Origin of the sequence: Sphingobium soli, from assembly GCF_020782245.1 — a bacterium.
Classification (GTDB): Bacteria; Pseudomonadota; Alphaproteobacteria; order Sphingomonadales; family Sphingomonadaceae; genus Sphingobium; species Sphingobium soli.
Genome location: NZ_JAJGNP010000002.1, coordinates 228,669 through 253,305, shown reverse-complemented (window position 1 = coordinate 253,305; position 24,637 = coordinate 228,669). Strand labels below are relative to the sequence as shown.

General features: G+C 63.4%; 24 protein-coding genes and 1 tRNA gene. 4 read left to right on the top strand and 21 right to left on the bottom strand.

Features of this window, described 5'->3' with window-relative positions; genetic code table 11:
- Nucleotides 1-18 precede the first annotated feature (18 nt).
- The 6 genes from LL253_RS03915 to LL253_RS03890 form a co-directional block, all read right to left on the bottom strand.
- Complete coding sequence (locus tag LL253_RS03915) at nt 19-1,725, bottom strand: long-chain-fatty-acid--CoA ligase (RefSeq protein WP_228226275.1); 1,707 nt, start codon at nt 1,723-1,725, stop codon at nt 19-21.
- A 137-nt stretch (nt 1,726-1,862) separates the two neighbouring features.
- Nucleotides 1,863-2,546: a DUF1013 domain-containing protein gene (locus LL253_RS03910; protein WP_228220556.1), complete on the bottom strand. Its 684-nt coding sequence runs from the start codon at nt 2,544-2,546 to the stop codon at nt 1,863-1,865.
- A gap of 127 nt (nt 2,547-2,673) precedes the next feature.
- Nucleotides 2,674-3,702 (bottom strand): glycosyltransferase family 4 protein, encoded by a 1,029-nt coding sequence (locus LL253_RS03905; protein ID WP_037542614.1) that lies wholly within the window; start codon nt 3,700-3,702, stop codon nt 2,674-2,676.
- Between the two features lie 11 nt (nt 3,703-3,713).
- The gene (locus LL253_RS03900; RefSeq protein WP_009821333.1) at nt 3,714-4,589 is read right to left on the bottom strand and encodes a UDP-2,3-diacylglucosamine diphosphatase; all 876 of its coding nucleotides are present in this window, start codon (nt 4,587-4,589) and stop codon (nt 3,714-3,716) included.
- 112 nt (nt 4,590-4,701) lie between these two features.
- Nucleotides 4,702-6,033, bottom strand: a complete 1,332-nt coding sequence (locus LL253_RS03895; RefSeq protein WP_228226274.1) for a DEAD/DEAH box helicase — start codon at nt 6,031-6,033, stop codon at nt 4,702-4,704.
- A gap of 122 nt (nt 6,034-6,155) precedes the next feature.
- Nucleotides 6,156-6,590 carry a hypothetical protein gene (locus tag LL253_RS03890; RefSeq protein ID WP_009821331.1) on the bottom strand — a complete coding sequence of 145 codons (435 nt, stop codon included), beginning with the start codon at nt 6,588-6,590 and terminating at the stop codon, nt 6,156-6,158.
- 78 nt (nt 6,591-6,668) lie between these two features.
- Here LL253_RS03890 and LL253_RS03885 point away from each other — a divergent pair, with 78 nt between their 5' ends.
- The 3 genes from LL253_RS03885 to LL253_RS03875 all read left to right on the top strand — a co-directional run bounded on the left by LL253_RS03885 (nt 6,669) and on the right by LL253_RS03875 (nt 9,398).
- Nucleotides 6,669-8,129 carry an FAD-binding oxidoreductase gene (locus LL253_RS03885; RefSeq protein ID WP_228226273.1) on the top strand — a complete coding sequence of 487 codons (1,461 nt, stop codon included), beginning with the start codon at nt 6,669-6,671 and terminating at the stop codon, nt 8,127-8,129.
- Nucleotides 8,130-8,233: 104 nt separating this feature from the next.
- A complete protein-coding gene (locus tag LL253_RS03880) occupies nt 8,234-9,028 on the top strand; it encodes a SapC family protein (protein WP_228226272.1) in 795 nt (264 codons plus the stop codon).
- A gap of 295 nt (nt 9,029-9,323) precedes the next feature.
- Nucleotides 9,324-9,398 (top strand) — tRNA-Glu (locus LL253_RS03875).
- Nucleotides 9,399-9,663: 265 nt separating this feature from the next.
- Here the strand turns inward: LL253_RS03875 and LL253_RS03870 are convergent.
- From LL253_RS03870 to glmM, 11 genes are all read right to left on the bottom strand, one after another.
- Complete coding sequence (locus LL253_RS03870; protein WP_407696076.1) at nt 9,664-10,521, bottom strand: copper resistance protein B; 858 nt, start codon at nt 10,519-10,521, stop codon at nt 9,664-9,666.
- Nucleotides 10,518-12,257 carry a copper resistance system multicopper oxidase gene (locus LL253_RS03865; RefSeq protein WP_228226271.1) on the bottom strand — a complete coding sequence of 580 codons (1,740 nt, stop codon included), beginning with the start codon at nt 12,255-12,257 and terminating at the stop codon, nt 10,518-10,520. Before LL253_RS03865 ends, LL253_RS03870 begins: the two co-directional genes overlap by 4 nt.
- A gap of 6 nt (nt 12,258-12,263) precedes the next feature.
- Entirely contained in the window at nt 12,264-12,839 is a 576-nt protein-coding gene (locus tag LL253_RS03860; protein ID WP_228226270.1) for an RNA polymerase sigma factor, read from the bottom strand.
- A complete protein-coding gene (locus tag LL253_RS03855; protein WP_228226269.1) occupies nt 12,836-13,273 on the bottom strand; it encodes a periplasmic heavy metal sensor in 438 nt (145 codons plus the stop codon). Before LL253_RS03855 ends, LL253_RS03860 begins: the two co-directional genes overlap by 4 nt.
- The gene (locus LL253_RS03850; protein ID WP_228226268.1) at nt 13,270-13,533 is read right to left on the bottom strand and encodes a hypothetical protein; all 264 of its coding nucleotides are present in this window, start codon (nt 13,531-13,533) and stop codon (nt 13,270-13,272) included. The genes LL253_RS03855 and LL253_RS03850 overlap by 4 nt, the downstream gene beginning before the upstream one ends.
- Before the next feature lie 195 nt (nt 13,534-13,728).
- A complete protein-coding gene (locus LL253_RS03845; RefSeq protein ID WP_228226376.1) occupies nt 13,729-14,976 on the bottom strand; it encodes an MFS transporter in 1,248 nt (415 codons plus the stop codon).
- 82 nt (nt 14,977-15,058) lie between these two features.
- A complete protein-coding gene (locus tag LL253_RS03840; RefSeq protein WP_228226267.1) occupies nt 15,059-15,733 on the bottom strand; it encodes a L,D-transpeptidase family protein in 675 nt (224 codons plus the stop codon).
- 81 nt (nt 15,734-15,814) lie between these two features.
- Nucleotides 15,815-16,414, bottom strand: coding sequence for a ribonuclease HII (locus LL253_RS03835; protein WP_228220399.1), 600 nt, complete (start codon nt 16,412-16,414; stop codon nt 15,815-15,817).
- The gene (thiD, locus tag LL253_RS03830; protein ID WP_228226266.1) at nt 16,407-17,168 is read right to left on the bottom strand and encodes a bifunctional hydroxymethylpyrimidine kinase/phosphomethylpyrimidine kinase; all 762 of its coding nucleotides are present in this window, start codon (nt 17,166-17,168) and stop codon (nt 16,407-16,409) included. Before thiD ends, LL253_RS03835 begins: the two co-directional genes overlap by 8 nt.
- Complete coding sequence (locus LL253_RS03825; RefSeq protein WP_228226265.1) at nt 17,165-17,389, bottom strand: DUF1272 domain-containing protein; 225 nt, start codon at nt 17,387-17,389, stop codon at nt 17,165-17,167. Before LL253_RS03825 ends, thiD begins: the two co-directional genes overlap by 4 nt.
- Nucleotides 17,390-17,482: 93 nt before the next feature.
- Nucleotides 17,483-18,823 (bottom strand): phosphoglucosamine mutase, encoded by a 1,341-nt coding sequence (gene glmM / locus LL253_RS03820; RefSeq protein ID WP_228226264.1) that lies wholly within the window; start codon nt 18,821-18,823, stop codon nt 17,483-17,485.
- Nucleotides 18,824-18,933: 110 nt separating this feature from the next.
- On the opposite strand from glmM, the gene LL253_RS03815 reads away from it, so the two are divergent.
- Nucleotides 18,934-20,304, top strand: a complete 1,371-nt coding sequence (locus LL253_RS03815; RefSeq protein ID WP_228226263.1) for an alanine/glycine:cation symporter family protein — start codon at nt 18,934-18,936, stop codon at nt 20,302-20,304.
- Nucleotides 20,305-20,361: 57 nt separating this feature from the next.
- Here LL253_RS03815 and LL253_RS03810 read toward each other — a convergent pair whose 3' ends face one another.
- The 4 genes from LL253_RS03810 to rplM all read right to left on the bottom strand — a co-directional run bounded on the left by LL253_RS03810 (nt 20,362) and on the right by rplM (nt 24,599).
- The gene (locus LL253_RS03810) at nt 20,362-20,544 is read right to left on the bottom strand and encodes a CsbD family protein (protein ID WP_009821316.1); all 183 of its coding nucleotides are present in this window, start codon (nt 20,542-20,544) and stop codon (nt 20,362-20,364) included.
- A 97-nt stretch (nt 20,545-20,641) separates the two neighbouring features.
- Entirely contained in the window at nt 20,642-23,407 is a 2,766-nt protein-coding gene (locus LL253_RS03805) for a DUF3857 domain-containing protein (RefSeq protein WP_228226262.1), read from the bottom strand.
- A 176-nt stretch (nt 23,408-23,583) separates the two neighbouring features.
- Nucleotides 23,584-24,120 (bottom strand): 30S ribosomal protein S9, encoded by a 537-nt coding sequence (gene rpsI, locus LL253_RS03800; RefSeq protein ID WP_009821314.1) that lies wholly within the window; start codon nt 24,118-24,120, stop codon nt 23,584-23,586.
- On the bottom strand, nt 24,120-24,599 hold the full coding sequence (gene rplM / locus LL253_RS03795; RefSeq protein WP_009821313.1) for a 50S ribosomal protein L13: 480 nt from the start codon (nt 24,597-24,599) through the stop codon (nt 24,120-24,122). The genes rpsI and rplM overlap by 1 nt, the downstream gene beginning before the upstream one ends.
- Nucleotides 24,600-24,637: the final 38 nt, after the last annotated feature.

Sequence of the window (24,637 nt, the reverse complement as noted above, 5' to 3'; positions counted from 1 at the left end):
GCAATCAGATAGGAAGGATCAGGCCGTGGTTCCAGCCTCCAGCGCGGCGGCCTGCGCCTTTGCCCGCTCCTCGGCCACCAGTTCCTTGCGCGACAGCTTGCCGACCAGGGTCTTGGGAAGGTTCAAGCGGACCTCAACATCGCAGACACGCTCATGCTTGCCCAGTTGTGGGTTCACCCAATCCTTGAGCGCAGGACCGTCAATCTCATGCCCATCGTTCAGGGTCACGAACGCCTTGGGCTGCTCGCCGCGATAATGGTCAGGAACGCCGATCACCAGCGCCTCCTTCACCGCAGGATGATGGTAGAGCACGGATTCGACCTGGCTGGGGAACACCTTGAACCCGCCGACAGCGATCATGTCCTTCAACCGGTCGACGATCTTCACATAGCCATCTTCGTCAATGATGCCGACATCGCCCGTGCGGATATATTCCCCGACAAAGACCTTCGCGTCAGCGTCCGGACGGTTCCAATAGCCCTTCATGATCTGCGGCCCCGCGAACAGAAGTTCGCCCGGCTCGCCTTCGGGTGGCGGCCGCGTGGGATCTTCGCGATCCACCAGCTTCACGCGGGTTGCGGGAACAGGCTGCCCCACCGTACCGCTCTTGTTGAGCCCCTCATAAGGGTTGGTGCAGACGATCGGGCTGGTTTCGGTCAGCCCATAGCCTTCGATCAGATGCGCGCCAGTCGCGGCCTCGAATTTCTGCTTGAGCTCCAGAGGCAGCGGCGCACCGCCCGAAATACAGGCGCGCAGTGACGAGAAATCGATATTGCGGATCGCGGGATGATCCAGCAGCGCCTGAAACATCGTCGGCACGCCCGGCAGGGACGTTGCCTTAACGCGCTGAACGGCGGCCAGCACCTGCGCCGCGTCAAAGCGGGGCAACATCACCATTTCGCCGCCATTCACCACCGTGCGGTTGAGCGTGCAGGTGTTAGCAAACACATGGAAAAACGGCAGGACCGCGATGATGCGATCGGGTTCATGCTGGTGCGGGTCGATCGCCTGTGCCTGACGCGCATTGGCTGTCAGATTCTGGTGCGTCAGCATCGCGCCCTTGGGCGTGCCGGTCGTACCGCCGGTATATTGCAGCAGGGCGACGTCGTTGACGGGATCGATCTGGGCGACCGCGCAATCGCCCTTGTTGGTCATGAACCGGTCATAGCGGATGATCCGCGGATCATCGGGGATCGCCACGCTTTCGCTGGCCTTGAACCAGCGAAACAGCAAGGATTTGACCGGCGGCAGCATCTCGGCCACCGATCCCACGATCAGCGTTTCGAGCGTGCTATGTTCCAGCACCTCCATCGCGGTTGGCAGCAACGCCTTGGCAGACAGGGTAAAGAGGATTTTCGTGCCGCTGTCTTCGACCTGATGCTCCAGTTCGGCGGCGGTATAGAGGGGGGAGAAATTGACGACGATGGCGCCCGCCATCAGCGCGCCATAATAGGCCGCGACATAATGGGGGGTGTTGGGCAGATAAAGGCCGACCCGATCGCCCTTCTGCACGCCCATGGCCTGTAGCCCACAGGCCACGCGGCGGATCTGGTCGTACATTTCGCCATAGCTGAATTTGCGCCCCATGAAATCGACCATATGGGCGGTGGGATGCGCCAGCGCGCTGTCCGTCACCATCTGCCCCATCGACATCGGCGGAAAGGTCTGATCCCACTGCGCGGGATGGCGATACTTGTCCTTCAGGATCTTTTCGATGCTCTCCATGCCCTGGAGTGTATGGCGCGCCCGCGCTTTACGCAAGCGTCAACCAATGAAAAAGGGCTGCGTCCCGTGCGGAAGCAGCCCTTGAGAAACGTCTGATTTCCAGCGCCAGCCCCATGAGAGCCGCTGACGCTACGGCATCAGACCTCGCCCTTGTTGCTGCTGAAAGGATCGATGATCGTCGCGGCGCTGGAAATGAAGCCGGACTCGCTCTTGAGGGCATCTTCGGCACGACGCACGGCATCTTCTCGCTCGCGCCGCAGTTCCTCGATCAGCGCCTCGCGGTCGCCGTCCAGGCGCGAATCGGTCGGCGCCTCGATACCAGCCTTCTTCGCCGCCCGCACCACCAGCGCATCCAGTTCGCGCTGCGAACACAGACCCAGCGTCACTGGATCCTTCGGCGTAATGTTGCTGATGTTCCAATGGGTCCGGTCGCGGATGGCGGCAATGGTGGTGCGGGTCGTGCCGATCAGCTTGCCGATCGCGCCATCCGAAATTTCGGGATGGTTGCGCAAAATCCATGCGATGCCGTCGGGCTTGTCCTGCCGCTTGCTGACCGGCGTATAGCGCGGCCCCTTGGTCCGGCGCACGGGTTCGGGCCCTTTCAGCATCTTGAGCTTATAGTCCGGGTTCGCTTCACCCTTATGGATTTCGTCCATGGTGATTTCGTGCGCGCGGACGGGATCGCGCCCGGTATATTTGATGCTGGCGGTGTCATCGGCGATCGCCTGCACTTCAAGGATATGCAGCCCGCAAAATTCCGCGATCTGGTCAAAGCTCAGCGCGGTATTGTCGACCAGCCAGCTGGCGGTCGCATGGGGCATGAGAGGCTGGGACACGGGACTTCTCCGGCACGTAAAAACGATAAGGGCCGCCCAAGCAGGGCGGCCACGACAGAGCAGGGATAGTCCATCCCGCCGGTTCCGGCAAGATAATCCGGCATGCGATGCGTCAGGCGGCGCTTTCGATGACGTCCGGGTCGATCGCGTGGAGCCCTGAGAGAAACTCGCGGGCACTGCGATCCCAGCTGAAACTGCGCCCATAGGCCGCACACGCCGCCCGATCCCGCTGCAAGGCACCAGCGATGGCCTCGCTCAGATCGTCTGACAGGGCGCCGGTTTCCGGCGTTACGATGTCGACAGGCCCTGTCACGGGAAAAGCCGCCACGGGCGTTCCGCAAGCCAGCGCTTCTATCATTACCAGGCCGAATGTGTCGGTACGGCTGGGGAAGACGAACACGTCCGCGCCGCCATAAGCACTCGCCAGATCCGCGCCGAACAGGGACCCCAGAAAGCGCGCTTGAGGCCAGGCTCGTTCCAAGGCGGCGCGCGCGGGACCGTCGCCGACCACGACCTTGGTGCCCGGATGGTCGGCGGCGAGGAAAGCCTCGAGATTCTTTTCCACCGCGACCCGACCGACATAGAGCATGATCGGCCGTGGCAAATCAGCGAATTGCGCCAGTGGCGCAGCGTCCGGCGTGAAGGCGGTCAGGTCGACGCCCCTGCCCCATGGCCGCACATTGGCGATGCCATGAGCACGCAATTGCTCGCGGACCGATCGCGTCGATACCAGGACCGCCTGCGCGGGGCCGTGAAACCAGCGAATGTAACGCCAGAACCAGGCTGCCGGCAGCCCCGTGCGCTGCGACACATAATCGGGAAAATGCGTATGATAGGCAGTCGTGAAGGGCACGCCGCTGCGCAGGCACCAACGGCGCGCAGCCACGCACAACGGGCCTTCGGTCGCCAGATGTACCGCATCGGGGCGGAACGCAGCGATATCCTGGCCGACGACGCCCGAGCGCACCAGAGCCAGACGAATCTCCGGATAGGTCGGGCACGGGATCGAGCCGTAGAGGTCAGGCGAGATCACCTTGACCGGATGCCCCATCCGCGTCAGTTCGCCCTCAATCGTCTGAAGCGTCCGCACGACGCCGTTGACTTGCGGTGACCAGGCATCCGTGACGATCGCGATCCGCACCGGCTCCTCCGTCAAGCGGCAAGCCGGGAGGAATGGCGCCCCACCTCCTTGGCGGTTCGGGCGGCAATCTCGTCCGCCCAGTGCAACACTTCCATTCGACCGTCAAAATGCTCGACAAGCGCGGTGCAGCCTTCGACCCAATCGCCGTCGTTATAATATTCCACGCCAGCAATCTCGCGCATTTCGGCGTTGTGGATATGTCCGCACACCACACCATCCACCCCGCGGGTCGCTGCTTCGTGCGCGACGACGTCCTCGAACTTGGAAATGAATTCGACGGCATTCTTGACCTTGTGCTTGGCCATCTTGCTGAGCGACCAGTAGGGAAGCCCCATGCGCTGCCGCACTGCGTTCACCACGACATTCAGCCGCATCATCAAGGTATAGGCCGCGTCCCCGACGAAGGCGAGCCAGCGATGCGCCAGCATTATTGTGTCGAATTCATCGCCGTGCAGCACCAGCAGCTTGCGGCCATCAGCGGTGACGTGGATCGCCTTGCGCCGGATTTCCACGCCGCCGAAATTCATCCCCGTAAACTGACGGAACATTTCATCGTGATTGCCGGGAATATAGACGACGCGCGTACCGCGCTTGGCGCGCTTCATAATGCGCCAGACCACGTCATTATGCGCCTGCGGCCAATAAAAGCGCTTCTTGAGGCGCCAGCCGTCGATGATATCGCCGACCAGGTAGATGGTTTCGCTGTCGACGCTGTCGAGGAAGTCGATCAGCATCGTCGCATTACAGCCTCGCGTGCCCAAGTGGATATCGGAAATCCAGATGGTGCGATAACGGCGGCGTTCCCCTTCCCGTTCAGGGATGTGGAATGGATCGTCGGCCCCCTGTTCCAGATCGCCAAGGAAGGGCAAGCGCGTGATGGCGTTCATGATACGGTCCCCGGAAACTCTGTCCTTGGGAGCGAATCCATAGCGCCATATTATTACAAGTCCGCACCGAATATGACGGAAATACTACTGTTCGGCCGGCTTTACGCAACGATCAATGGTCAAACCCGACCGAAAGGAATTCGGGAACCGGGCCGTTCCAACCCTCGTCCGGGCCATCTTCGGGCATCTTGGACTGGCGCGGGCCGCTCGCGGGCACTTTGCGCTCTTCGCGGCGTTGATCCTTCCGCTGTTCGTCCAGACGTTCGGCCCGACGCGCCCTGGTTGGGGCCGGCTTGGCCTCAGCCTTGGGTTCCGCGTCCTTCGTCTCGCCGGCAAAGTCGGCATAGTCGATCTTCGTGCCGATCAGCTTTTGAATATTGTCGATCGCTTCGGCGTCGTCCTTGGTGACGAACGTATAGGCCACCCCCTTGGCGCCCGCGCGGCCGGTGCGACCGATGCGGTGGACATAATCGTCCGGATGCCAGGGCGCATCGAAATTGAACACATGGCTCACGCCCTTGATGTCAAGGCCCCGTGCTGCGACGTCCGATGCGACCAGAATATTGACCGTGCCATCGCGGAACCGCTCCAACTCGGCGATACGCGACGCCTGATCGATGTCGCCATGGATTTCGCCAGACTTGTATCCGTCGCGTTGCAGGCTCTTGTTGAGTTCGCGCACGGTCGTCTTGCGGTTGCAGAAGATGACGGCGCTCTGCACCTGCTGTCCGTCCAGCAACGCCCGCAGCGCTTCGCGCTTCTTGCGCGCATCCACCTTGACCAAATGCTGCGCGATATTGGTCGACGCGGTCGCCGGGCGGGCGACCTCGATCGACTTGGGATTGCTGAGGAAGCGGTCGGCCAGTTTCTTGATCACCGGCGGCATGGTCGCGGAGAAGAGCAGCGTTTGCCGCTGCGCCGGCAATTTGGTGCAGATATGCTCGATGTCGGGAATGAACCCCATGTCGAGCATCCGGTCCGCTTCGTCGATCACCAGCATGTTGCAGCCGTTGAGCAGGATCTTGCCCCGCTCGAACAAATCCATCAGCCGGCCCGGTGTGGCGATCAGTACATCGACGCCCTTTTCCAGCGCCTTGACCTGATCGCCCATCTGCACGCCACCGATCAGCAACGCCATCGAAAGCGTGTGATATTTTCCGTATTTCTCGAAATTCTCGGCCACCTGCGCGGCAAGCTCGCGGGTCGGCTCCAATATCAGGCTGCGCGGCATCAGTGCGCGGGCGCGGCCATGCGCCAAGATGTCGATCATCGGCAGCACGAAACTGGCGGTCTTGCCCGTACCAGTCTGAGCGATGCCGATAATGTCCTTCATCATCAACACCGACGGAATCGCCTGCGCCTGAATGGGTGTAGGCGTGTCGTAACCGGATTCGGTAACGGCCCTCAATAATTCATCGGAAAGGCCGAGATCGGCAAAAGTCATTCAAAGGTCCGGGACAGGAGGAAAATGCGCGCTACGCGTCCGCAGCACGGAAATCGGCCGCCCATTGCGGAAATATCGCGCCCATGTCAAGAAATACAGAGAGATTGAGGCCAGATGATGCGTTAATCGTCACCGTCAGCGGGTACCAGCCGTCGAAAATTATCTATCTGGCAGGTCATGCCGTTACGCGCCTGCAATTCATCCCGCCCTGAACAGATGGACCCGTCGTCATGCGGCTCGACGTAAAAACCAGAATAAAAGCCCGCCGAATCGCATCCTCGCTCCAAACGAGCGCGGTAACGATGCTGATCCGCCAGCAGCAGGTCCACGCCCTCACGCACGATGATGCTTGCGCTGCGGATGGAACGAAGGGCGATGCAGCGCGGACCCTTTTTTTCGTCCCAATCGTCACGCGCGTGCGGATCAGCACGGGGCGGCGCCTTGCCTTTGCGCGCCATCGGCACCCGGATAATGACGCGGCGCTCGATTGTCATCTGCGCCCATTGCACGGGCTCTGCGGCGGGCGCAGCGAGTAGCAGCAGCACGGAATGAAGCAAGTCGGACCCCTTTATGGGATGGGGACGCTAACGCACGATGGTTGAACAGTCGATGAATTCCGGGGCATAGCCTATCCCATGATTGGACAAGACATCATAGATCGCTTCACCGCGCTGCTCGGCCCCAAGGGCGTCACGACCAATATGGACGACATCGCGCCGTGGGTCAGCGACTGGCGCGGCCGGTATCATGGCGCCGCCGCCGCGATCCTTTCCCCCGATTCCACGCACCTTGTCGCTGAGACAGTGAAGCTGGCGGCCGAACTGGGCGTGCCGCTGGTGCCACAAGGGGGCAACACATCGATGGTGGGCGGCGCAACCCCACCGGCCGACGGCTCCGCCCTCATCCTGTCCCTCCGGCGGATGAACCGCATCCGCAGCCTGTCCGCGCAGGACAATGTCGCGGTCTGCGAAGCCGGGGTGATATTGAGTGTCCTGCATGATGCGGCACGGGCGGAAGGACGACGTTTTCCCTTAAGCCTGGGCGCAAAAGGCTCCGCAACGATCGGGGGGCTCGTGTCCACCAATGCTGGCGGGACGCAGGTGCTGCGTCATGGCACGATGCGCGCGCTGGTCGATGGGCTGGAGGCGGTGCTGCCCGACGGCAGTATCTTCGATGGGCTGGACGCGCTCAAGAAGGACAATCGCGGCTATGACATCAAGCAATTGCTGATCGGTGCGGAGGGGACCCTTGGCATCGTCACCGCCGCGTCGCTGCGCCTCGTGCCCGCCATCGTCACGCGCGCGGTGGGCTGGGCGGGCGTCGACAGCCCCGAACAGGCGCTGCGCTTGCTTCGTCTGGCCGAAGCAACACTGGGCGACAGCATCGAAGGGTTCGAGGTCATTGCCGACGACAGCCTGGGATTTGTGTTGGGGCATATCCCCGGTACCCGATCGCCGATCGAGACACGCACGCCCTGGCACGTTCTGATCGAAATCGATCATGCCGATCTTTCCGATCCGGGCCCTGGCGAAAGGCTGGAAGGCGCCCTGGCGCAGGCCATGGAGCAGGGAATCGTCATCGATGCAGCCATCGCCACCAACGAAACCCAGGCCGAAGCCTTCTGGCGGATCCGCGAATCGCTTTCGGAATCCGAGCGCGCGCAGGGGCCGGCGCTGCAATATGACATCAGCGTGCCCGTCGCGAAGATGCCGGCCTTCATGATTGAAGCGGCCGCGGCGGCCGAGGCTGCCTTCCCCGGCACCACAGCCTCTTCCTTCGGGCATCTGGGCGATGGCAATGTGCATTTCCACGTGCGCGCGCCAAAGGGAACCAGCGATGGTCCGGCCTGGATCGCGGCGCAGGGTCAGGCGATCAACGCCTTCGTTCATGACGCGGTCGTGGCTGCGGGCGGCTCCATCTCGGCCGAACATGGCATCGGCCAGATGAAGCGCGCAGAACTGGCTCGGCTTTCCAGCCCGGCGCGGATTGCCGCCTTACGCGCGATCAAGACCGCCTTCGACCCCCAGGGGCTGTTCAATCCCGGCAAGCTCATTCCCCTGCCGGAAGAAGATGACCACGCGACCGGCCCGGCTTAGCGCCGACAAAGCGATTGCACCGGGGCGGCAAGCCCATTATCGCCCTGCCCCAATATTTCCGACCGCGGCGCCGAACGCCGCAATTTGAGAGAATGGACCTGATCATGGCCACAGCGCCCGCGAACAACCTGCCGATCTTCTACAATGACCTGCTGCCGCTCAGCACGATGGACCATGCCGATTATAAGAGCCGCAGCGTCGATTCCGCGCCGTTCCTGACCAGCCAGCACGCGGTGCCGCTGACGATCGACGAATTCGTGACGGCACAGCGTTTTGCCCCCATCATCTTTTCGGCCGGAGCGGATTCCGTTCCGTTGCTGCTGATGGGCCTGAATGAAGGCGTCAACATCTTCCTAGATGACGAAGGCAAGTTGCGCGGCCCTGCCTATGTCCCTGCCTATGTTCGCCGTTACCCCTGGATGCTCGCCAAGCTGCGCCCGGACAGCGAGGAACTGTCGCTTTGCTTCGACCCCACCAGCCCCGCGCTGGGTGCTTTCGAAGAGGGCACGCCGCTTTTCGAGGATGGCAAGCCCAGCGAGCTGACGCAAGGCGTGCTGAAATTCTGCGAGGATTTCGAGCAGGCTGCGGCTCGTACCGGGCAGTTCGTCAAGGAATTGCAGGATATGGACCTGCTGATGGACGGCGAAGTGTCGATCCAGACCCCGATCGCCGACCAGCCCTTCGTCTATCGCGGTTTCCGCATGGTGAATGAGGAAAAGCTGCGCGACCTGCGCGGTGATCAGCTGCGCAAGATCAATCAGAGCGGCATGCTGCCGCTGATCTACGCGCATCTCTTTTCGCTCCAGCTGATGCGCGAAATTTTCGAAGCGCAGATCAATCTGGGCAAGGGCCCGATCAACGCGCCCGCGCCCGTCGCGCCGGTGTCCGCCGAGAACTGAGAACCGGACGGAAATCACCGGGGCATACGACTTTGGTAGGTGGGACGGCGCTTCCCTCTTGAAAGGCGACCGTCACTATCCTATCTCTCAAACATGCGGCGCACCTGCCCCCCTTTCGGGTGTGCCGTATGGGCGCCTCCCCCTTTGGAGGCGTCTCCTCCCTGAACCTAGGCCACCCCATGCTTGCATGGGGTGGTTTTTTATGGAGCGCTGATCGCCGCGACACGGCTTTCTCTTGACGCATCGCCCAGGACTGGTAAAGCGCTCCCCCTGCCGGCCGCCCAAGCGGCCCCAAGGCCCCTTCGTCTAGCGGTTAGGACGCGGCCCTCTCACGGCTGAAACACGGGTTCGATTCCCGTAGGGGTCACCAGATTTCAAGGGTTTACCCTTTGAGGCTGAGATGAACTCTCGCGCTTTTCCACTTTATACTCTTTTGACGGTTTGGATCGGTTTCACGATGGGTGGAATCATGAGGAATTCCCTTTTTCGCTGATCATATGATTCATAGCTGGGCCATCACGCCGCAGGCGGCGAGAAGTTGGCGACCAAGGCAGGTTACTCAATGGATTTGCGCGATCGGGTGTTGGCGGTGGCGGACGGCGGGCTGCCAGTCCGCACTTATGCCGCGCGCTGCCCTAGAACCAGAACCGCAGCCCCATGATCAGACTTGCCGCAGCCGGATCATCCCCCACCCGTCGAGCATAGCGGGCCGTATCCCCCAGCTTACGGTCCCAGTTCACGCCGACATAGGGGGCGAACTCGCGCGCGAATTCATAGCGCAATCGCAGGCCCAGTTCGATGTCGGAAAGCCCCGAGCCGATCCCCAGTTCGGGAACGTCCTGCGCTGCGACATTCACTTCCATCGCCGGTTGCAGGATCAGCCGCTGGGTGATGCGCTGGTCATAGCTTGCCTCCAGCCGGGCATGGGCGTCACCCCTGGTCGACATGAACAATTGCCCCTCCACCTCGAACCAATATGGGGCCAGCCCCTCGATCCCGATGGTCGCGTAAGTCCGCTCGGGCCGGGGGCGAAAATCCTGGCGCATGCCACCAACGATGTTCCACCACGGGTCGATCGCGCGGCTGTAGAGGAGCTGCAATTCGGCGCTTTCCAGCCGACCGCCGGTCTCCCCCTCGCCCTCCGACTTGATCGCCAGGCGGTTGACGTCGCCCCCGATCCAGCCTTCGCCCTCCCAATGATAGCCGTCGCCGCCGCTCAGCGCGCGATACTCCAGCCGGTCGATCATCAACTGGGAATAGGTCATGCCGCCATTTTCCCGAATCATCTCAGCGCGGATACGGGCCATGACCACAGGATCGTAGACCGCGTCGGCGGCGTGATCCGTTGGCGCCGGCGGGGCCACGCTATCCATCGCCGGGGCGGTCGCGGCGTCCTTCGCGGGCATGGAATGCACTCCATGGTCCATCATTTGCGCCTGCGCAGGCAGCGCCAGCGCCGCGCCGATCAGCGCCCATACAGGCATCCGGATCATGCCGCACCGCCATCGTGACGGACGGTCACGACCCGCATCATGCCTGCGTGCATGTGCATCAGCATATGGCAATGGAACGCCCAGTCGCCGATCGCATCGGCGGTGAGGTCGAAGCTCACCTTGCCTCCCGGCAGGACGTTGACGGTGTGCTTGCGCGGATTGGCTGCCGCATCCTCCCCCGTCACGAGCTGGAAGAAATGGCCGTGGATGTGAATGGGGTGCGGCATCATCGTATCGTTGATGAGCGTCACGCGCACCCGCTCCATATGGCGAAAGGCGATCGGTTCCGCCCCGTCGGACAGCTTCACCCCGTCGAACGACCACATATAGCGTTCCATGTTGGCGGTAAGGTGGATGTCCAGCGATCGGGTCGGCGCGCGCGTGTCGCCGTTCGGCTTCAGCGCTTTCAGATCGGCATAGGTGAGGACGCGGTGATCGACATCCTCCAGGCCCGTGGGGCGGTCGGCGGTCCGGTCGGCAGGCATGGGCGACAGGGTAGCCACGCCCGGTCCCATCGGAACTTGGGGCGCAACCGATGGATCGAGCATCTTCATCGAATGGCCCGCCATGCCGTCATTGGCGGGTTGGCTGAGGTCGATCACGCCATTGTGCCCCATATCCATGCCGCTCATGTCCATGCCCATGTCCTTCATGGTCAGCAACGGCCGCTGGCGCAGGGGCGGGACCGGCGCGATCATCCCGACCTGCGGTGCCAGCGTCGCGCGCACCAGCCCGGACCGATCGATCGCCTCGGCGATCAGGCCATAGGGCTTCGCTTCGGCTGGCTCGACGATCACGTCATATGTCTCGGCGATCGCGATCTGGAACTCGTCGGTCTCGACCGGCTGGACATGCTGGCCGTCACACTGGACCACCGTCATGGCGAGGCCGGGCAGCCGCAGGTTGAAATTGGTCATGGCCGATGCGTTGACGATGCGCAGCCGCACCCGCTCGCCCGGAGCGAACAAGCCGATCCAGTTTTCCGCTGTGCCATGGCCATTCACCAGATAGCTGTAGGTCGATCCGGTGACGTCCGAAATGTCGGTGGGGTCCATCCGCATCCTGCCCCAGTCCATCCGGTCCTTGAGGCTCTGGTCCCGGCCCTTTAGCAGCCCGGCCAGCGTCTGCTTCTGCATATTATAATAGCCGCCCATCTGCTTAAGCCGCTGCATCAGCTTGTGCGGGTGAACCGGGGACCAGTCGGACAGGACGATCACATGCTCGCGATCCGCCCGCACCGGGTCCGCGCCGGCCGGGTCGATCACGATCGGGCCATAATGGCCCATCGCCTCCTGCATCCCCGAATGGCTGTGATACCAGTAGGTGCCGGACTGGCGGATCGGAAATTCATAAGTGAACGTCTCGCCGGGGCGGATGCCGGGAAAGCTGATGCCCGGCACGCCGTCCATGTGGAACGGCACGATCAACCCGTGCCAGTGGATCGACGTGTCCTCCTTCAGCAGGTTGTGCACGACCAACTGGACATTCTGTCCTTCCTTCAACCGGATGAGCGGCGCTGGCAAGGTGCCGTTGATGGTGACGGCGTGGGCGGAACGTCCCCCGGTCGTGAAATGACTTTCGCTTACGGCCAGCTCGATCCTGTCCCCCGACAGGATGCCGGGAGTGGGACGAAGGCCGGCAGTGCCGCTCTGCGCCCAGGCTGGAAAGGCGCGGGCCAGCGGAAGCGCGGCCGCACTGCGGATGAGGGTGCGTCGGTCTAGGGCAAGGCTGGTCATGCCGCCCTATACGCGCTCGCCGCTGCCATCCCTCAACATTTCACTCAATTTCGACCGCGCGCGATACAGCCGTGTTTCGACCGCCTTTTCACTGATCCCCAGCAGATGCGCGGTATCCGCCTGGCTCATGACCTCGATCGTGCGGAGCAACAGCACTTCCTTGAGATTGGCCGGCAGCGCCGCGATGGCGGCATTGATGCGGGCAACGGCGTCGGCGGACGCCAGCGCCTCTTCGGGCGACGCCGACAGGTCTGCAACATGCGTCGCTTCGTCGAGCGGCTTGGCCAGCGTGAAGAAGCGCCGAACGGCCCGGCGCCTTGCCCAGTCCCGGCATTTGTTGATCGTGATGCGCGCCATCCACGCCCGAAACGGGCGGGATGCGTCATACCGGCCGATCGCGGCAAAGGCGGCGATGAACGCATCCTGCGTGATGTCGAGCGCTTGGTCCGCATCGCCCACATGCCCCCTGGCAAGACGCCACATGGCATCGCGATGCCGCTGCATCAGCATCGCGTAGGCCGCCTGCTCCCCCGCCTGTGCACGCGCCGCAAGCACCCGGTCATCGGCGTCGGCCAGCGTCACCGGGCGGGCTGTGTCAGCGCCTTGACGATGGCGGCATCGAACTGCGCCGCCTGATCGGGCCGCAGGACATCTCGCATCGCGAAAATATGCTGGAGCGTCTCCTTCTGCAGCTGCCCCATCACATGATGCGTCCGGTCAACGGCGGCCGCGACCTGCGGTCCATAGCCATGTTCGGTTTGGATCGCCCGCGCCATCCGCTGATTGTCGGCGCGCATTTCCGCCTCCAGCGCCTCGCGCCGCGTGGCAAAGCTGTCCTCAAGCTGTTGGATGCGAGCCTGCTGCGCCGGATCGAGATCCAGCTTTTCGTGTAGCAGCGCATGCACCTGGCTTTCGACGCGGGGCTGCGGGGCAAGCCAGGTGCGCGCCAACAGCACAGCCGCCAGGGCTGCGGCAAAAGCCACCACCGCCACGAGAGCATAGCGGCCCGGCGTCATTGGCCGAGCAGACTTGAAGGCGCGTAATCCGACATGCCTATGGGAGGCGAAGTCGCCTGCGCAGGCGCGCCGGGGACCAGACTGCCTGCCCATCCGACCCCGATCGCCAGCAGCCCGGCCAGCATCAAGCTGCGCCGCGCGGTCGTGCGATCGCGATGACGCACAAGCCCCTGCATGACCGCCGCGTCCATCCGCGCAAGGCGCCCGTCCGAGGGCTCCGACCGTATCGCGTTCAGCCAATGATCCAGATCGGCCATCATCCTGTCTCCATCCATGCCTTGCTTACGCGTTCGCGCGCGCAAACCCTCGACGCCCCGCGGAAAAAATATGCGCCTGAGCCAAGGGGTAGCGCAAGACGGTGCGTAAACCGGCTGGCCACCCCGACGGACCATTCAGGCGGCGAAGATGCCGGATGCGCAAGATGGCCGACGCGTGTTTTGCCAGGACTTCTCGAATCATTGCAAACGCGCCGGCGCCGTTTCAGGAAGCCGAATGAGCACTGGCAGTACGCATAGCGCGACGAGCGCGATCATCGCGCCCGGCGCCAGCATCCAGCCCGTCCGTTCGATCAGCAGGTGCGCGAGCCACGGCGCCAGTCCTCCGAAGATCGCCGTTGCGCTCGTCGCACCCAGCGCCAGTCCGGTCAGGCGCCCTTCGCCGGGAAATTGCTCGGCCGTCGTCACCGCGCCGACGGCGCTCACCCCGCCGCCCAGCGCGGCGAGCAGCACGGCTCCCAGTAGCGCGCCGCCGCCCGCCTGCGCCATCAGGAAAAACATCGGGATGGGCAGCACAGCACCTCCAATCCCTAGGGCCAACAGCACTGGCCGCCGCCCGACCCGGTCGGCCAAAGCCCCGACAAAGGGCGTCACAAGGATCACCACCAGGGCCGCTGCCGTCGAAAGCCAAAGCGCCGCCCCCTCCTGCATCACGCCCGTTCCGGTCAGGAAGCTCGGCACATAGGTGATCCCGACATAATAAGTGATCGACCCAAGCGCCGATATGGCAAAGCCGCGCATGATGGCCAGGCGCTGATGGGTCAGGCTATCCCGTAGGGGATTGCCGGGCACTTTCCGTTCGCGCTGCTGGCGCAGAAAGTCGGGCGATTCCTCGATCGTTGAGCGCGCGAGCACGATCACCCCGGCCATCGCCGCTCCGGCAAAGAAGGGAATGCGCCAGCCCCACGCCATCAGCGCGGCGTCGTCCAGCAGCGCGACCGTCGCTGCCGCAATGCCCGCTGCCAGCAGCGCCCCGATCTCGCTGGCGGCCGATGCGAGAGAGGTCACAAAACCGCGCCGCTCGGCTCGCGCCCCTTCCAGCAGATAGGCGACGACGCCGGTATATTCGCCCCCGACCGAGAAGGCCATGAGGCAGCGCAACGCCAGCAGCATCCATCCCGCCGCCGGACCGATCTGCGCATAAGTGGGCAGCAGCGCCGTCGCCAGCATTGCTACAGTCATCATGCTCATGGACAGTAGCATCGTCAGTCGCCGGCCATAGCGATCCCCGACATGGCCGAAAACGATCGCGCCCAGCGGCCGCATCGCATAGGCAAGGGCAAAGCCAGCCAGCGCCTCCCCCAGCCCGCTCGCCCCGCCGCCATAGAAAATGCGGGACAGAAGCGTGGCGATGTAGAGATACAGGGTGAAATCATACCATTCGACAATGGTCGACAGGATCGCCACGGCCAGAGATCGGGTGGACATGCGACTGGCCTGCATCAGCACTTCTTCCTCTTCGGGTTCGCCCGCTTGTGCGGACAAAGTCCCGCCAAGGCAAATAACGGCGTCAGTTCCGCAGGCGCGGCAGGAATATGGCGGGATCGACCTCCAGTTGCGGCACGGTCACGGAAGCCGGCGCAAAGGCCCGCGCGCCGACCGCAATGTCGGTATCAAAGCTCACCACCGTGCTGCCCGGATCGGCGACGACGAGCGGATCAAGCTGGAGCGCGGGGTTCAACCGTGCCTGCGTCACCTCCACCGGCGTTCCAATCCGCGTCAGGGCGAACAGCTGACGAGCGAAAGCATAGGGCAGGCGGATGCAGCCATGGCTTGCGGGATAGCCCGGATTATGTCCGGCGTGCAGCGCGATGCCGTCCCAGGTCAGCCGCTGCATGAAGGGCATGGGCGCGTTACTGTACAGGTTGGAACGATGCCATTGCCGCTTTTGCAGGATGGGATAGTCTCCGGTCGGCGTTCGATGCCCCTTCATGCCCGTCGACACGCTGGCAGCGCCGATCAGCCGATCCCCGCGATAGACATGGACGCGCTGCTTTTCGATGCTGATGACCATGTAGAGCGGTCCGTCTCCGCCGTCCTCCAGCCAGCGATAGCCGCCCGGTGACAGCGCCAGATTCTGGGCCAGATTCTGGGCCAGATTCTGGGCCAGATCCTGCGCGGGCGCAGTGGCAGGCACGCCGGTAAGCAACAGAAACAGAAGGGGGAGCAGCCGATGCGCGCGCATAAGCTTTTATTAACCATATGCCGCCCCAATGCCACCCCGCCGGGGCCGGCAATTTCATCCGTCCCGGCAAGACACAGAAATCTAAAGCAGAAGCAATTGCGCCACTGGCGAAAAGCTGCGGCGATGCAGCGGCGTCGGGCCATGTTCACGCAACGCGGCAAGATGATGCGCACTTCCATAGCCCTTGTTGCTCTCCCACCCATAATGCGGGTGGTCGGCGGCCGCCGCGATCATCATGCGGTCCCGCTCCTCCTTCGCGAGAATGGAGGCCGCAGCGATCGACAGGCATTTGGCGTCCCCCTCCACCACCGCCGTCGATGCCCAGCGCCATTGGGGGCAGCGATTGCCATCGACCAACACATGGGCGCAATCCGCGCTCAGCGCCTCGACCGCGCGCGTCATCGCAAGCATCGTGGCCCACAAAATGTTGAGGTCGTCTATCTCGGCCACGCTCGCCACACCGATGCCCCAGCACAGCGCCCGCGCCTTCACCTGCGTTTCCAGTTCGGCACGCCTTTTGGCGGTCAATTGCTTGGAATCGTTCAACCCTTCCGGGCAATCCTCCGCGCGGAGGATCACGGCGGCGGCGACGACGGGGCCAGCCAATGGCCCCCTGCCCGCTTCGTCCACCCCCGCGACCAAGCCGGGATGATGGCGCAGCTCATGCGAGAAATCAGGCATGGGCATGAAACCCGAGCGGTGCGCCCATCGGGCCGTGGCCGCTGCCATAACCGGGTGCGAGCGCCAAAGCCTCACGCACATATTTGCGGGCGCGCTCGACCGCTTCGACCAAGTTCATCCCCTGCCCCAGCCCCGTCGCGACCGCGCTGGCCAGCGTGCAGCCGGTACCGTGCGTATGTACCGTCTCGATCTTCCGGTTGCTCCAGGCCTTGAGCACCCTGTCCGGCGCCAACAGTCGATCCGTCAGCATAGGGCCTTCGCCGTGACCACCTTTGGCAAGAACGTGGGTGCCATAGCGTGCGGCGATATCCTCTCCACCCAGAGCCGCGAGTTCCGGAATATTCGGCGTGATGAGCGCAGCTATCGCCATCAGCTTCTCGAACGCGGAAATGGTTGCATCATCCGCCAGCAACGAGCCGCTGGTCGCCACCATCACTGGATCGAATATGATCGGAACGTCCCTCAATTGCGCCAGCCGATCCGCGACCGCAGCGGCCGTCTCGGCCGATCCGATCATGCCGATCTTCACCGCATCGACGCCAATGTCGCTGATGCAGCTTTCCATCTGCGCCAACACCATGTCGGTCGGCACTGGATGCACGGCCTGCACGCCCAGCGTGTTCTGCGCGGTGATCGCGGTGATGGCCGTCATGCCAAAGCCGCCCAGCAGCGTCACGGTCTTGAGGTCGGCCTGAATGCCGGCGCCGCCGCCACTGTCCGACCCGGCGATGATGAGGATGCGGGCGGGCTTCATGGCCTGTGGCGCCGCTCCTGCGCGGCGGGATGATCGGCCAGCGCCTTGCCGGTGCGTGTCGGGCGATCCATCAATTCGCCGCCGCAATTGGGGCATCGGTCATCCAGCGCCTCGGCACAGGACGCGCAATATGTGCATTCGAACGAACAGATGAAGGCGCCCGGCGCGTCAGCCGGCAAATCCACGCCGCATCGCTCGCAGTCAGGCCGCATCTCAAGCATGGCACACTACTTTCCGTTCGGTTCGAGCTTGTCTAGAATCCTGCGCTTCGTTCTCGACAAGCTCGAACCGAACGGCGGCAGAAACTGGAACAGTCACGCCGCCGCCCTCTCGACCGCGGCGCAGACGCGGTCGACGACATCGCGCACCTGATCCTCGCTGTCCCCCTCCGCCATCACCCGGATGACGGGTTCGGTTCCCGACGGGCGGATGACAAGACGCCCCACGCCGGCCAGTTCGGTTTCCGCCTGGGCGATGACGCGCTGCACCTCTTCATGCTCCAGCGGCTTGCCACCGGCAAAGCGGACATTTTTCAACAGTTGCGGCACGGGATCGAATTTGTGGAGCGTCTCGCTTGCGGGCTTGCCCGATCGGACCAGCGCCGCCAGCACCTGAAGCGCCGCGACCGTCCCGTCGCCCGTGGTCGCATAGTCGGACAGGATCATGTGCCCCGACTGTTCGCCCCCGACGTTAAAGCCGCCCTCGCGCATCCGTTCCAGCACATAGCGGTCGCCGACCTTGGTGCGCTCCAGCGTGATACCCTTGTCCGCCAAGAACCGCTCCAGGCCCAGGTTCGACATGACCGTCGCGACCAGCCCGCCGCCGCGCAATGTGCCCGCAGCAGCAAAATTGGCGGCGATCAATGCCATGATCTGATCGCCATCGACCAGCCGGCCTTTTTCATCCACGACGATCAACCGGTCGGCGTCGCCGTCCAGCGCGATGCCGATGTCCGCGCCCGATGACACCACGGTTTCCTGCAACAGCATGGGCGACGTCGAACCGCAGCTGTCGTTGATGTTGGTGCCATTGGGTGAGACACCGATCGCGACAACAGTCGCGCCCAATTCCCACAAGGCCGACGGCGCGACCTGATAGGCGGCGCCATTGGCGCAATCGACCACGATCTTGAGCCCGTCAAGCCGCAGGTCGGCGGGGAAGCTGGACTTGACCGCATGGATATAGCGGCCCCGCGCATCCTCCACGCGGCGGGCGCGACCGATATCCTTCGAAGCTGCCAGCTCGATTGTCTGGTCCAGCAGCGCCTCGATCTTCAGTTCATCTTCGTCCGACAGCTTGTAGCCGTCCGGCCCGAACAGCTTGATGCCATTGTCGTAAAAGGGATTGTGGCTGGCCGAGATCATCACGCCCAGGTCCGCGCGCATCGAATGGGCGAGCAGGGCGACGGCGGGCGTGGGGATCGGGCCGAACTGCACCACATCCATGCCGACCGCCGTGAAACCCGCAACCAGCGCATTTTCCACCATATAGCCCGACAGGCGCGTATCCTTGCCGATCACCACGCGGTGGCGATGGCTGCCGCGCTGGAAATGAGTGCCGGCTGCCATGCCGACCTTCATCGCCAGATCCGGGGTCATCGGCCATTGGTTGGTGCGTCCGCGTATGCCGTCGGTGCCGAAATATTGCCTGCTCACTTGTCCCTCGTCGCTTGGGGCCGCAAGAGTCTCCGTGTGAGGAGTCCATCCTTACCCGCCCATAGCAATCTTTGATCGACAATCCACCCGCCCGGCGGCATCCGGACGCGATGGAAGATTTCAATGCCTTCGTCGACGGTTTGTCGGGCGCCGTCTTTTTCAAGCTGCCTTTGCTGGGCACGCAGATCGAACTAATCGTGCTCTATCTGGCCCTGCCGATGCTGTTCTTCACCCTGTGGCTCGGCTTTCCCAACGTCACGCAGGTTGGCCGCGCCATCCATATCCTGCGGACCCAGCCGCATGAGGACGAGGCGAAAGGCGATGTCAGCCAATGGGGCGCGCTTTCCACTGCCCTGTCGGGCACGATCGGCCTGGGCAATATTGCCGGCGTGGCGGTCGCGCTGACCATGGGCGGCCCCGGAGCGATCCTGTGGATGTTCATCATCGGGTGGTTCGCCATGACGGTGAAGATGGCCGAAGTGACGCTGGGCCTCAAATATCGCGTCTTTGACGATCGCGGCCATGTGCATGGCGGGCCGATGTATGTGCTCAAGGCCGTCGGCGCGGCGCGCGGATGGCCCCGGCTTGGGCTGGCGCTAGGCGGCGCTTACGCCTTTTTCGCGCTGTTCGGCGCGATCCCGATGGTGCAGGTCAATCAAAGCTTCGCGCAGGTTCAGGTCGTCACCGGGATGACCAATGGCTGGGCCTATGGCGTTTTCATCGCCGGCGCGGTCGCCCTGGTGACGCTGGGCGGCGCGGCCTGGCTGGGCGAAGTGTCCAAGCGTCTGACCCCGCTCAAGGTCGCCGTCTATCTGGGCGGCGTCTTTGCCATATTGATCCTGCATGTGGCCGATATTCCCGCAGCGCTGGCGCTGATCTGGAACGGCGCATGGTCAGGTGACGCAGCGACCGGCGGCGCGGTGGGTGCATTCGTGGCGGGCATGCGGCGCGCCGTCTTTGCCAGCGAGGCTGGCGTGGGCTCCGCGGTCATGGCGCACAGCCTGGCCCGGACCCAGCACCCCGTATCCGAAGGACTGGTCGCGTTGCTGGAACCGCTGCTGGGGACAATGATCGTATGTGCGCTGGGCGGCCTGGCTCTGGTGGTTGCGGGCACCTGGAATGGCGGACTGGAAGGCATCGCCATCACGTCCGCCGCCTTCGCGCAGGTGTCACCCTGGTTTCCGTGGCTGCTGGCGGTGGTGGTGTTCCTCTTCGCCTATTCCACGCTCGTCGCCTGGGGCTTTTACGGCTTGCAGGCGTGGGGCTATCTGTTCGGCAACGGGCCGAAAGCGCAATGGACGTACAAGATCCTCTACATCGTCGCCCTGCCGCCCGCCGCCGCGATCGACCTTGGCCGTGTCGTCGGTATCGTCGACAGCAGTTTCTTCCTGATGGCGATCCCCAATGTCATCGCGCTCTACCTGTGCGCAGGTGAATTGCGGCGCGATGTCAAAGATTATCTTGTTAAGTCGAAGAGCTAGACCACAAAAAACCCCGCCTCTTTCGAAGCAGGGCCTTTGTTCATTCAGGCCGGTGGATCAGACCTTGTCGCCCAGCGCGCCCTTGACCGATCCGGACACATCCTGCGCCGTACCCTTGGTCTTCTGCACCTTGCCCTCGGCTTCCAGTCGTTCGTTGTCGGTAGCCTTGCCGATCGCTTCCTTCGTCGCGCCGGCAGCCTTGTTAGCCACGGCCTTCGCCTTGTCGGTCAGTTCGCCCATGTGACTTCTCCTTCAAAAGAACTTCATTGCAATAACAGTCTTTCAACTGTTGGCAGGGCTGCAAAGTTTCCACTGGAACGGAGCCGTTACGATTTAATCAGGGCGTGATTCCGAAACGTGCATAAGTCGCAGGGATGTGCGGGTCGATGCGCCGCGCGATGACCAGTTCGGCGTCGCCATCACTGTTCCGGCCGAGCCGTTTGAGCACGATCCCGCGCATGAAGCGGCTGGGCGCCTTTTCCGGCTCCTGCGCGACGACCACGTCCAGATCGCTCAGAGCGTCTTCGAACCGCCCCATGCGGAACCAGAGCATGGCCCGGCTGTCGATCGCCGCCATGCTGCCCGAACTCAGCTCCACCGCCTGGGTGCAATCCTGCTTCGCGCTTTCAAGATCGATGTTGCGGGTGCCCTTGATCCAGCACAGGTCGTTGTAGAGGCTGGTCGTACCCGGCTTTTCAGCGAGTTGCGCGTTGATGATCTCCAAGGCCTTGGTCGCATCGCCATAGGTGCCGAGCAGATTGGCCTTGTAATTGCGATAGCCGTCGCGCTGCTCCCCGCCAATGGCGATCTTGGCGTCGACGATCGCCAGGGCGTCATCCAGCTTCCCGCTTTCGGCAAGATAGCTCGCGACAGTAGCGACCGCACCACCGGAAGCGGGGTCAAGCTGGCGGGCCAAGCGCCCGTCTGCCAGAGCGCCCGCGACATCACCGGTCTGAAACCGGCGATAGGCCCTTTGCAGATAGAGGGCGACGCTCGGTTCGATGGCGATGGCCTTGTCGAGATCGGCCAGGCCATTTTTGTAATCGCCAATGCCCCAGCGAAAATTACCGCGACTGGAATAGCCGTCAGAATTTTCCGCATCGGCGGCGATCGCTTTGGCGAAAATCGCCTCGACCGCTTTCGACTGTGGCCAGGACGCGATGGTCGCCGCGTCGTAATCCCACAGATAGGTCGGCTTTTCCGTGCCAATCACCCGCGGCGAGCCGGCTTGCACCGTCGCCAGAGCGTCGCGCTCGTCGGGCAGGCGATCCGCCGCGATCTCGACGCCGGTCGCGTCGGTGCGTTCATCGACCTCCAGCACACCGCCGTCCAGTCGTACGGTCCGGCGCAGGTCATAGCCCGCGACGCTTCTGCTCAGATCTTGCTCGCCCTCGATCCTGTAGTCCTTCCCGCCATGGGGCAGGCGCAGGCGAAGATGATAGCGGACGCCGATCGGCGCGCTGGTTGCCGCCGGAATGTCCAGCCACGCCGGTCGCGCGCGGTCCGGTGCGAAGCTGATCGCGTCGATCAACTTGCTTGTGCTTCGGCGATAGCGGCGGTCGGTCAGTTCCCACGGCGACGTGGTGACGCCGCGCGCGGTGAAGCTGACCGTCGCTGAAGCCGGATCGGTGGCGATACCCACGTCTGCATATTGGGCGGTGCCGATCTGTTCGTTGAAAAAGCCGCGGATAAGTTCATCGCGGCGCTTGGCGTCCATCTGCCCCAGGCCGGCGTTGATCATCGTCGCGATCTGCCCCCGCAACACGGCCTTGGCATCGAACACGCTCGGCAGGCGTTCATGCCCGCTTTCGTCCGCGTTGACCTCTATGTCGATGGCGGGACGGGCATTGGCATGGGTGGCGATCGCCATCAGATCGGCGCCTGTACCCCGCACGGGCAGCACCCAGCCAAATTGGGGGGTGTCGCCAATATCCTCCAGCCGTGTGCCCAGGCCCGTCCCGTCGAGCCAATAGCTCTTCCCGTCTATTACCGCACGAACCAAGACATGATCGAAAGCGGCAACGCTCGGCAGGCGTTCGGGCACGAAATCGCCCATCGCCGAACTGGCGAGCACCGGTTCCGCCTCGATATCCAGCCCGCGCAACATCGCCAGCAACAGCAATGTCTTGGCCTTGCAATCGCCATAGCGCAGCGCCCAGGTGTCGGCCGGCTTTTGCGGCACGTAATTGCCGCCGTTCATGCCCACCATCAGATAGCGGACATTGTCCTGAACCAGTTGCAACGCCGCGGCGGCCTTGTCCATGGCCGAGCCAGCCATGCCCTTCAGCCTGGTCAGTTCAACCGCCAGCGGTGATCCGTCGGCGATCAGGCCGCCGGTCGCATAGAGCGGCGCCATGGTCTTCGACACATCGGCCCAACTGCCAAAGCTCGACATTTCAAACAGGGGCGGATGGGTAAAGCGGCTCGGCGCGTCGGCCGGCATCTCCGGCTGCTTGGAGAGCGGCAGCGCGAAGGTCAGTTCCGTCACACCCCCTTTCTTGACCGGTTCGGCCTCGACATCCTTGGCCAGCAATTTCCAGTGCGGGGCGCTGCCATCGGCCCATAAGGCCCGCACGCGGCCATAGCCCAGCCGAAACGGTGCGGCTGGCAGGCCGGTAACATTCTGGACATGGCCGGCCAAAGCATCGTCCTTCGACACCACAGAATAGCGCAGGCGAACGATGTCGCCGACGCGAACCCCCTCGACCGCCATGGTGGCGGTCAGGATGCCGCTGATCTGTAACGCCTCCAGCCGTTCTTCACGGCGCAGCACGGTGAATTTCCTGTCGCCCGCCAAGGCGTCGATCACCTCGTCGCCGCGCAGGATGGACAATTGATGGATGATGAGGTCGCCCTTGTCGGGCGCCCATGGCAGGGTGAGCGACGACAGGCGGGTGAGTTCCTCTGCGGAGCCTGCGCGGGTTGCGATATCGGCATAGCTCCACAGCTGGCCCTTTTCGATCCTGTACTGATTGTCCAGGATCAGCGTCGTGGGGGCATCGGCGCCAACCGCTATCTTGGGCATGACGGCCGGCGTGATCCATGCCGGCGCGGGTTGATATAGCGGCGTTTCCCCCGCCCATGCAGGCGCAGCGATCCCCATGGCCGCAGACGCCGCCAGCCACCCGAAATATCTCATATCCCCCGTTATCCCGTCTTGCCCAACCCCGTTGCACCATCGCTATGGCATCGCAATCGGCCACTCAAGCGAAAGCGGCGCAGGCACAGAAAAAGGGGCTGGAAAACCAGCCCCTTCCCCAATCCATTTGTTCTGGACGCTTAGCGCTTCGAGAACTGGAAGCTGCGGCGTGCCTTGGCGCGGCCGTACTTCTTACGCTCGACGACGCGGCTATCGCGGGTCAGGAAGCCTTCGGCCTTGACCGCGCTGCGCAGCGCCGGTTCATATTTGCTGAGCGCCTGGGCGATGCCATGCTTGACCGCGCCGGCCTGGCCCGACAGGCCGCCGCCCTTGACGGTGCAGACGACGTCATACTGGCCAACACGATCGGTCACGCCGAAGGGCTGGTTGATCACCAGGCGCAGGGTCGGACGGGCGAAGTAGATTTCCTGATCGCGGCCGTTGACCGTGATCTTGCCGGTGCCCGGCTTCACCCACACGCGGGCGACGGCATCCTTGCGGCGGCCGGTCGCATAGGCGCGGCCCTGAGCGTCGATTTCCTGCTGGCGCAGCGGAGCCGAGGGCGCGGCCGGCGCAGCGGCAGGCGCTTCGCCTTCAGCAGCGGCCGGCGCGGCCGTGGCAGGCGCGTTGGCGGCCAGCGACGCGAGGTCGGACAGGGACTGACGGTTATCGGACATTATGCACCCACCTTGTTCTTGCGGTTGCGCGATGCGAAATCGAGCACTTCGGGGTTCTGGGCTTCGTGGTTGTGCTCGGCGCCGGCGAAGATGCGCAGGTTGCGCATCTGCTGGCGGCCCAGCGGGCCACGGGGGATCATGCGCTCGACGGCCTTTTCCAGCACGCGCTCGGGGAAACGGCCTTCCAGGATCTTGGCGGGCGTGGTTTCCTTGATGCCGCCGGCATAGCCGGTGTGCTTGTAATAGACCTTGTCGGTCATCTTGCGGCCGGTGAATTTCACCTTGCCCGCATTGATGATGATGACATTGTCACCGCAATCGACATGCGGGGTAAAGGACGGCTTGTGCTTGCCGCGCAGGATATTCGCCACGGTCGAAGCGAGGCGGCCGACGACGAGACCTTCCGCGTCGATCAGGATCCACTTCTTTTCGACCGTTGCCGGGGTCGCCGGCTTGGTGGTCTTCATCAGCGCCTTCATGGTGCCAATCTCCAAACAAAAAAATGAAACCGGACATC

Bases quoted from the DNA above. Each gene is read 5' to 3' on its own strand.
- LL253_RS03915 (WP_228226275.1), bottom strand. From the start codon at position 1,725: ATGGAGAGCATCGAAAAGATCCTGAAGGACAAGTATCGCCATCCCGCG.
- LL253_RS03910 (WP_228220556.1), bottom strand. From the start codon at position 2,546: ATGCCCCATGCGACCGCCAGCTGGCTGGTCGACAATACCGCGCTGAGC.
- LL253_RS03900 (WP_009821333.1), bottom strand. From the start codon at position 4,589: ATGAACGCCATCACGCGCTTGCCCTTCCTTGGCGATCTGGAACAGGGG.
- LL253_RS03895 (WP_228226274.1), bottom strand. From the start codon at position 6,033: ATGACTTTTGCCGATCTCGGCCTTTCCGATGAATTATTGAGGGCCGTT.
- LL253_RS03885 (WP_228226273.1), top strand. From the start codon at position 6,669: ATGATTGGACAAGACATCATAGATCGCTTCACCGCGCTGCTCGGCCCC.
- LL253_RS03880 (WP_228226272.1), top strand. From the start codon at position 8,234: ATGGCCACAGCGCCCGCGAACAACCTGCCGATCTTCTACAATGACCTG.
- LL253_RS03870 (WP_407696076.1), bottom strand. From the start codon at position 10,521: ATGATCCGGATGCCTGTATGGGCGCTGATCGGCGCGGCGCTGGCGCTG.
- LL253_RS03865 (WP_228226271.1), bottom strand. From the start codon at position 12,257: ATGACCAGCCTTGCCCTAGACCGACGCACCCTCATCCGCAGTGCGGCC.
- LL253_RS03855 (WP_228226269.1), bottom strand. From the start codon at position 13,273: ATGACGCCGGGCCGCTATGCTCTCGTGGCGGTGGTGGCTTTTGCCGCA.
- LL253_RS03850 (WP_228226268.1), bottom strand. From the start codon at position 13,533: ATGATGGCCGATCTGGATCATTGGCTGAACGCGATACGGTCGGAGCCC.
- LL253_RS03845 (WP_228226376.1), bottom strand. From the start codon at position 14,976: ATGTCCACCCGATCTCTGGCCGTGGCGATCCTGTCGACCATTGTCGAA.
- LL253_RS03840 (WP_228226267.1), bottom strand. From the start codon at position 15,733: ATGCGCGCGCATCGGCTGCTCCCCCTTCTGTTTCTGTTGCTTACCGGC.
- LL253_RS03835 (WP_228220399.1), bottom strand. From the start codon at position 16,414: ATGCCTGATTTCTCGCATGAGCTGCGCCATCATCCCGGCTTGGTCGCG.
- thiD (WP_228226266.1), bottom strand. From the start codon at position 17,168: ATGAAGCCCGCCCGCATCCTCATCATCGCCGGGTCGGACAGTGGCGGC.
- LL253_RS03825 (WP_228226265.1), bottom strand. From the start codon at position 17,389: ATGCTTGAGATGCGGCCTGACTGCGAGCGATGCGGCGTGGATTTGCCG.
- LL253_RS03815 (WP_228226263.1), top strand. From the start codon at position 18,934: ATGGAAGATTTCAATGCCTTCGTCGACGGTTTGTCGGGCGCCGTCTTT.
- LL253_RS03810 (WP_009821316.1), bottom strand. From the start codon at position 20,544: ATGGGCGAACTGACCGACAAGGCGAAGGCCGTGGCTAACAAGGCTGCC.
- LL253_RS03805 (WP_228226262.1), bottom strand. From the start codon at position 23,407: ATGGGGATCGCTGCGCCTGCATGGGCGGGGGAAACGCCGCTATATCAA.
- rpsI (WP_009821314.1), bottom strand. From the start codon at position 24,120: ATGTCCGATAACCGTCAGTCCCTGTCCGACCTCGCGTCGCTGGCCGCC.
- rplM (WP_009821313.1), bottom strand. From the start codon at position 24,599: ATGAAGGCGCTGATGAAGACCACCAAGCCGGCGACCCCGGCAACGGTC.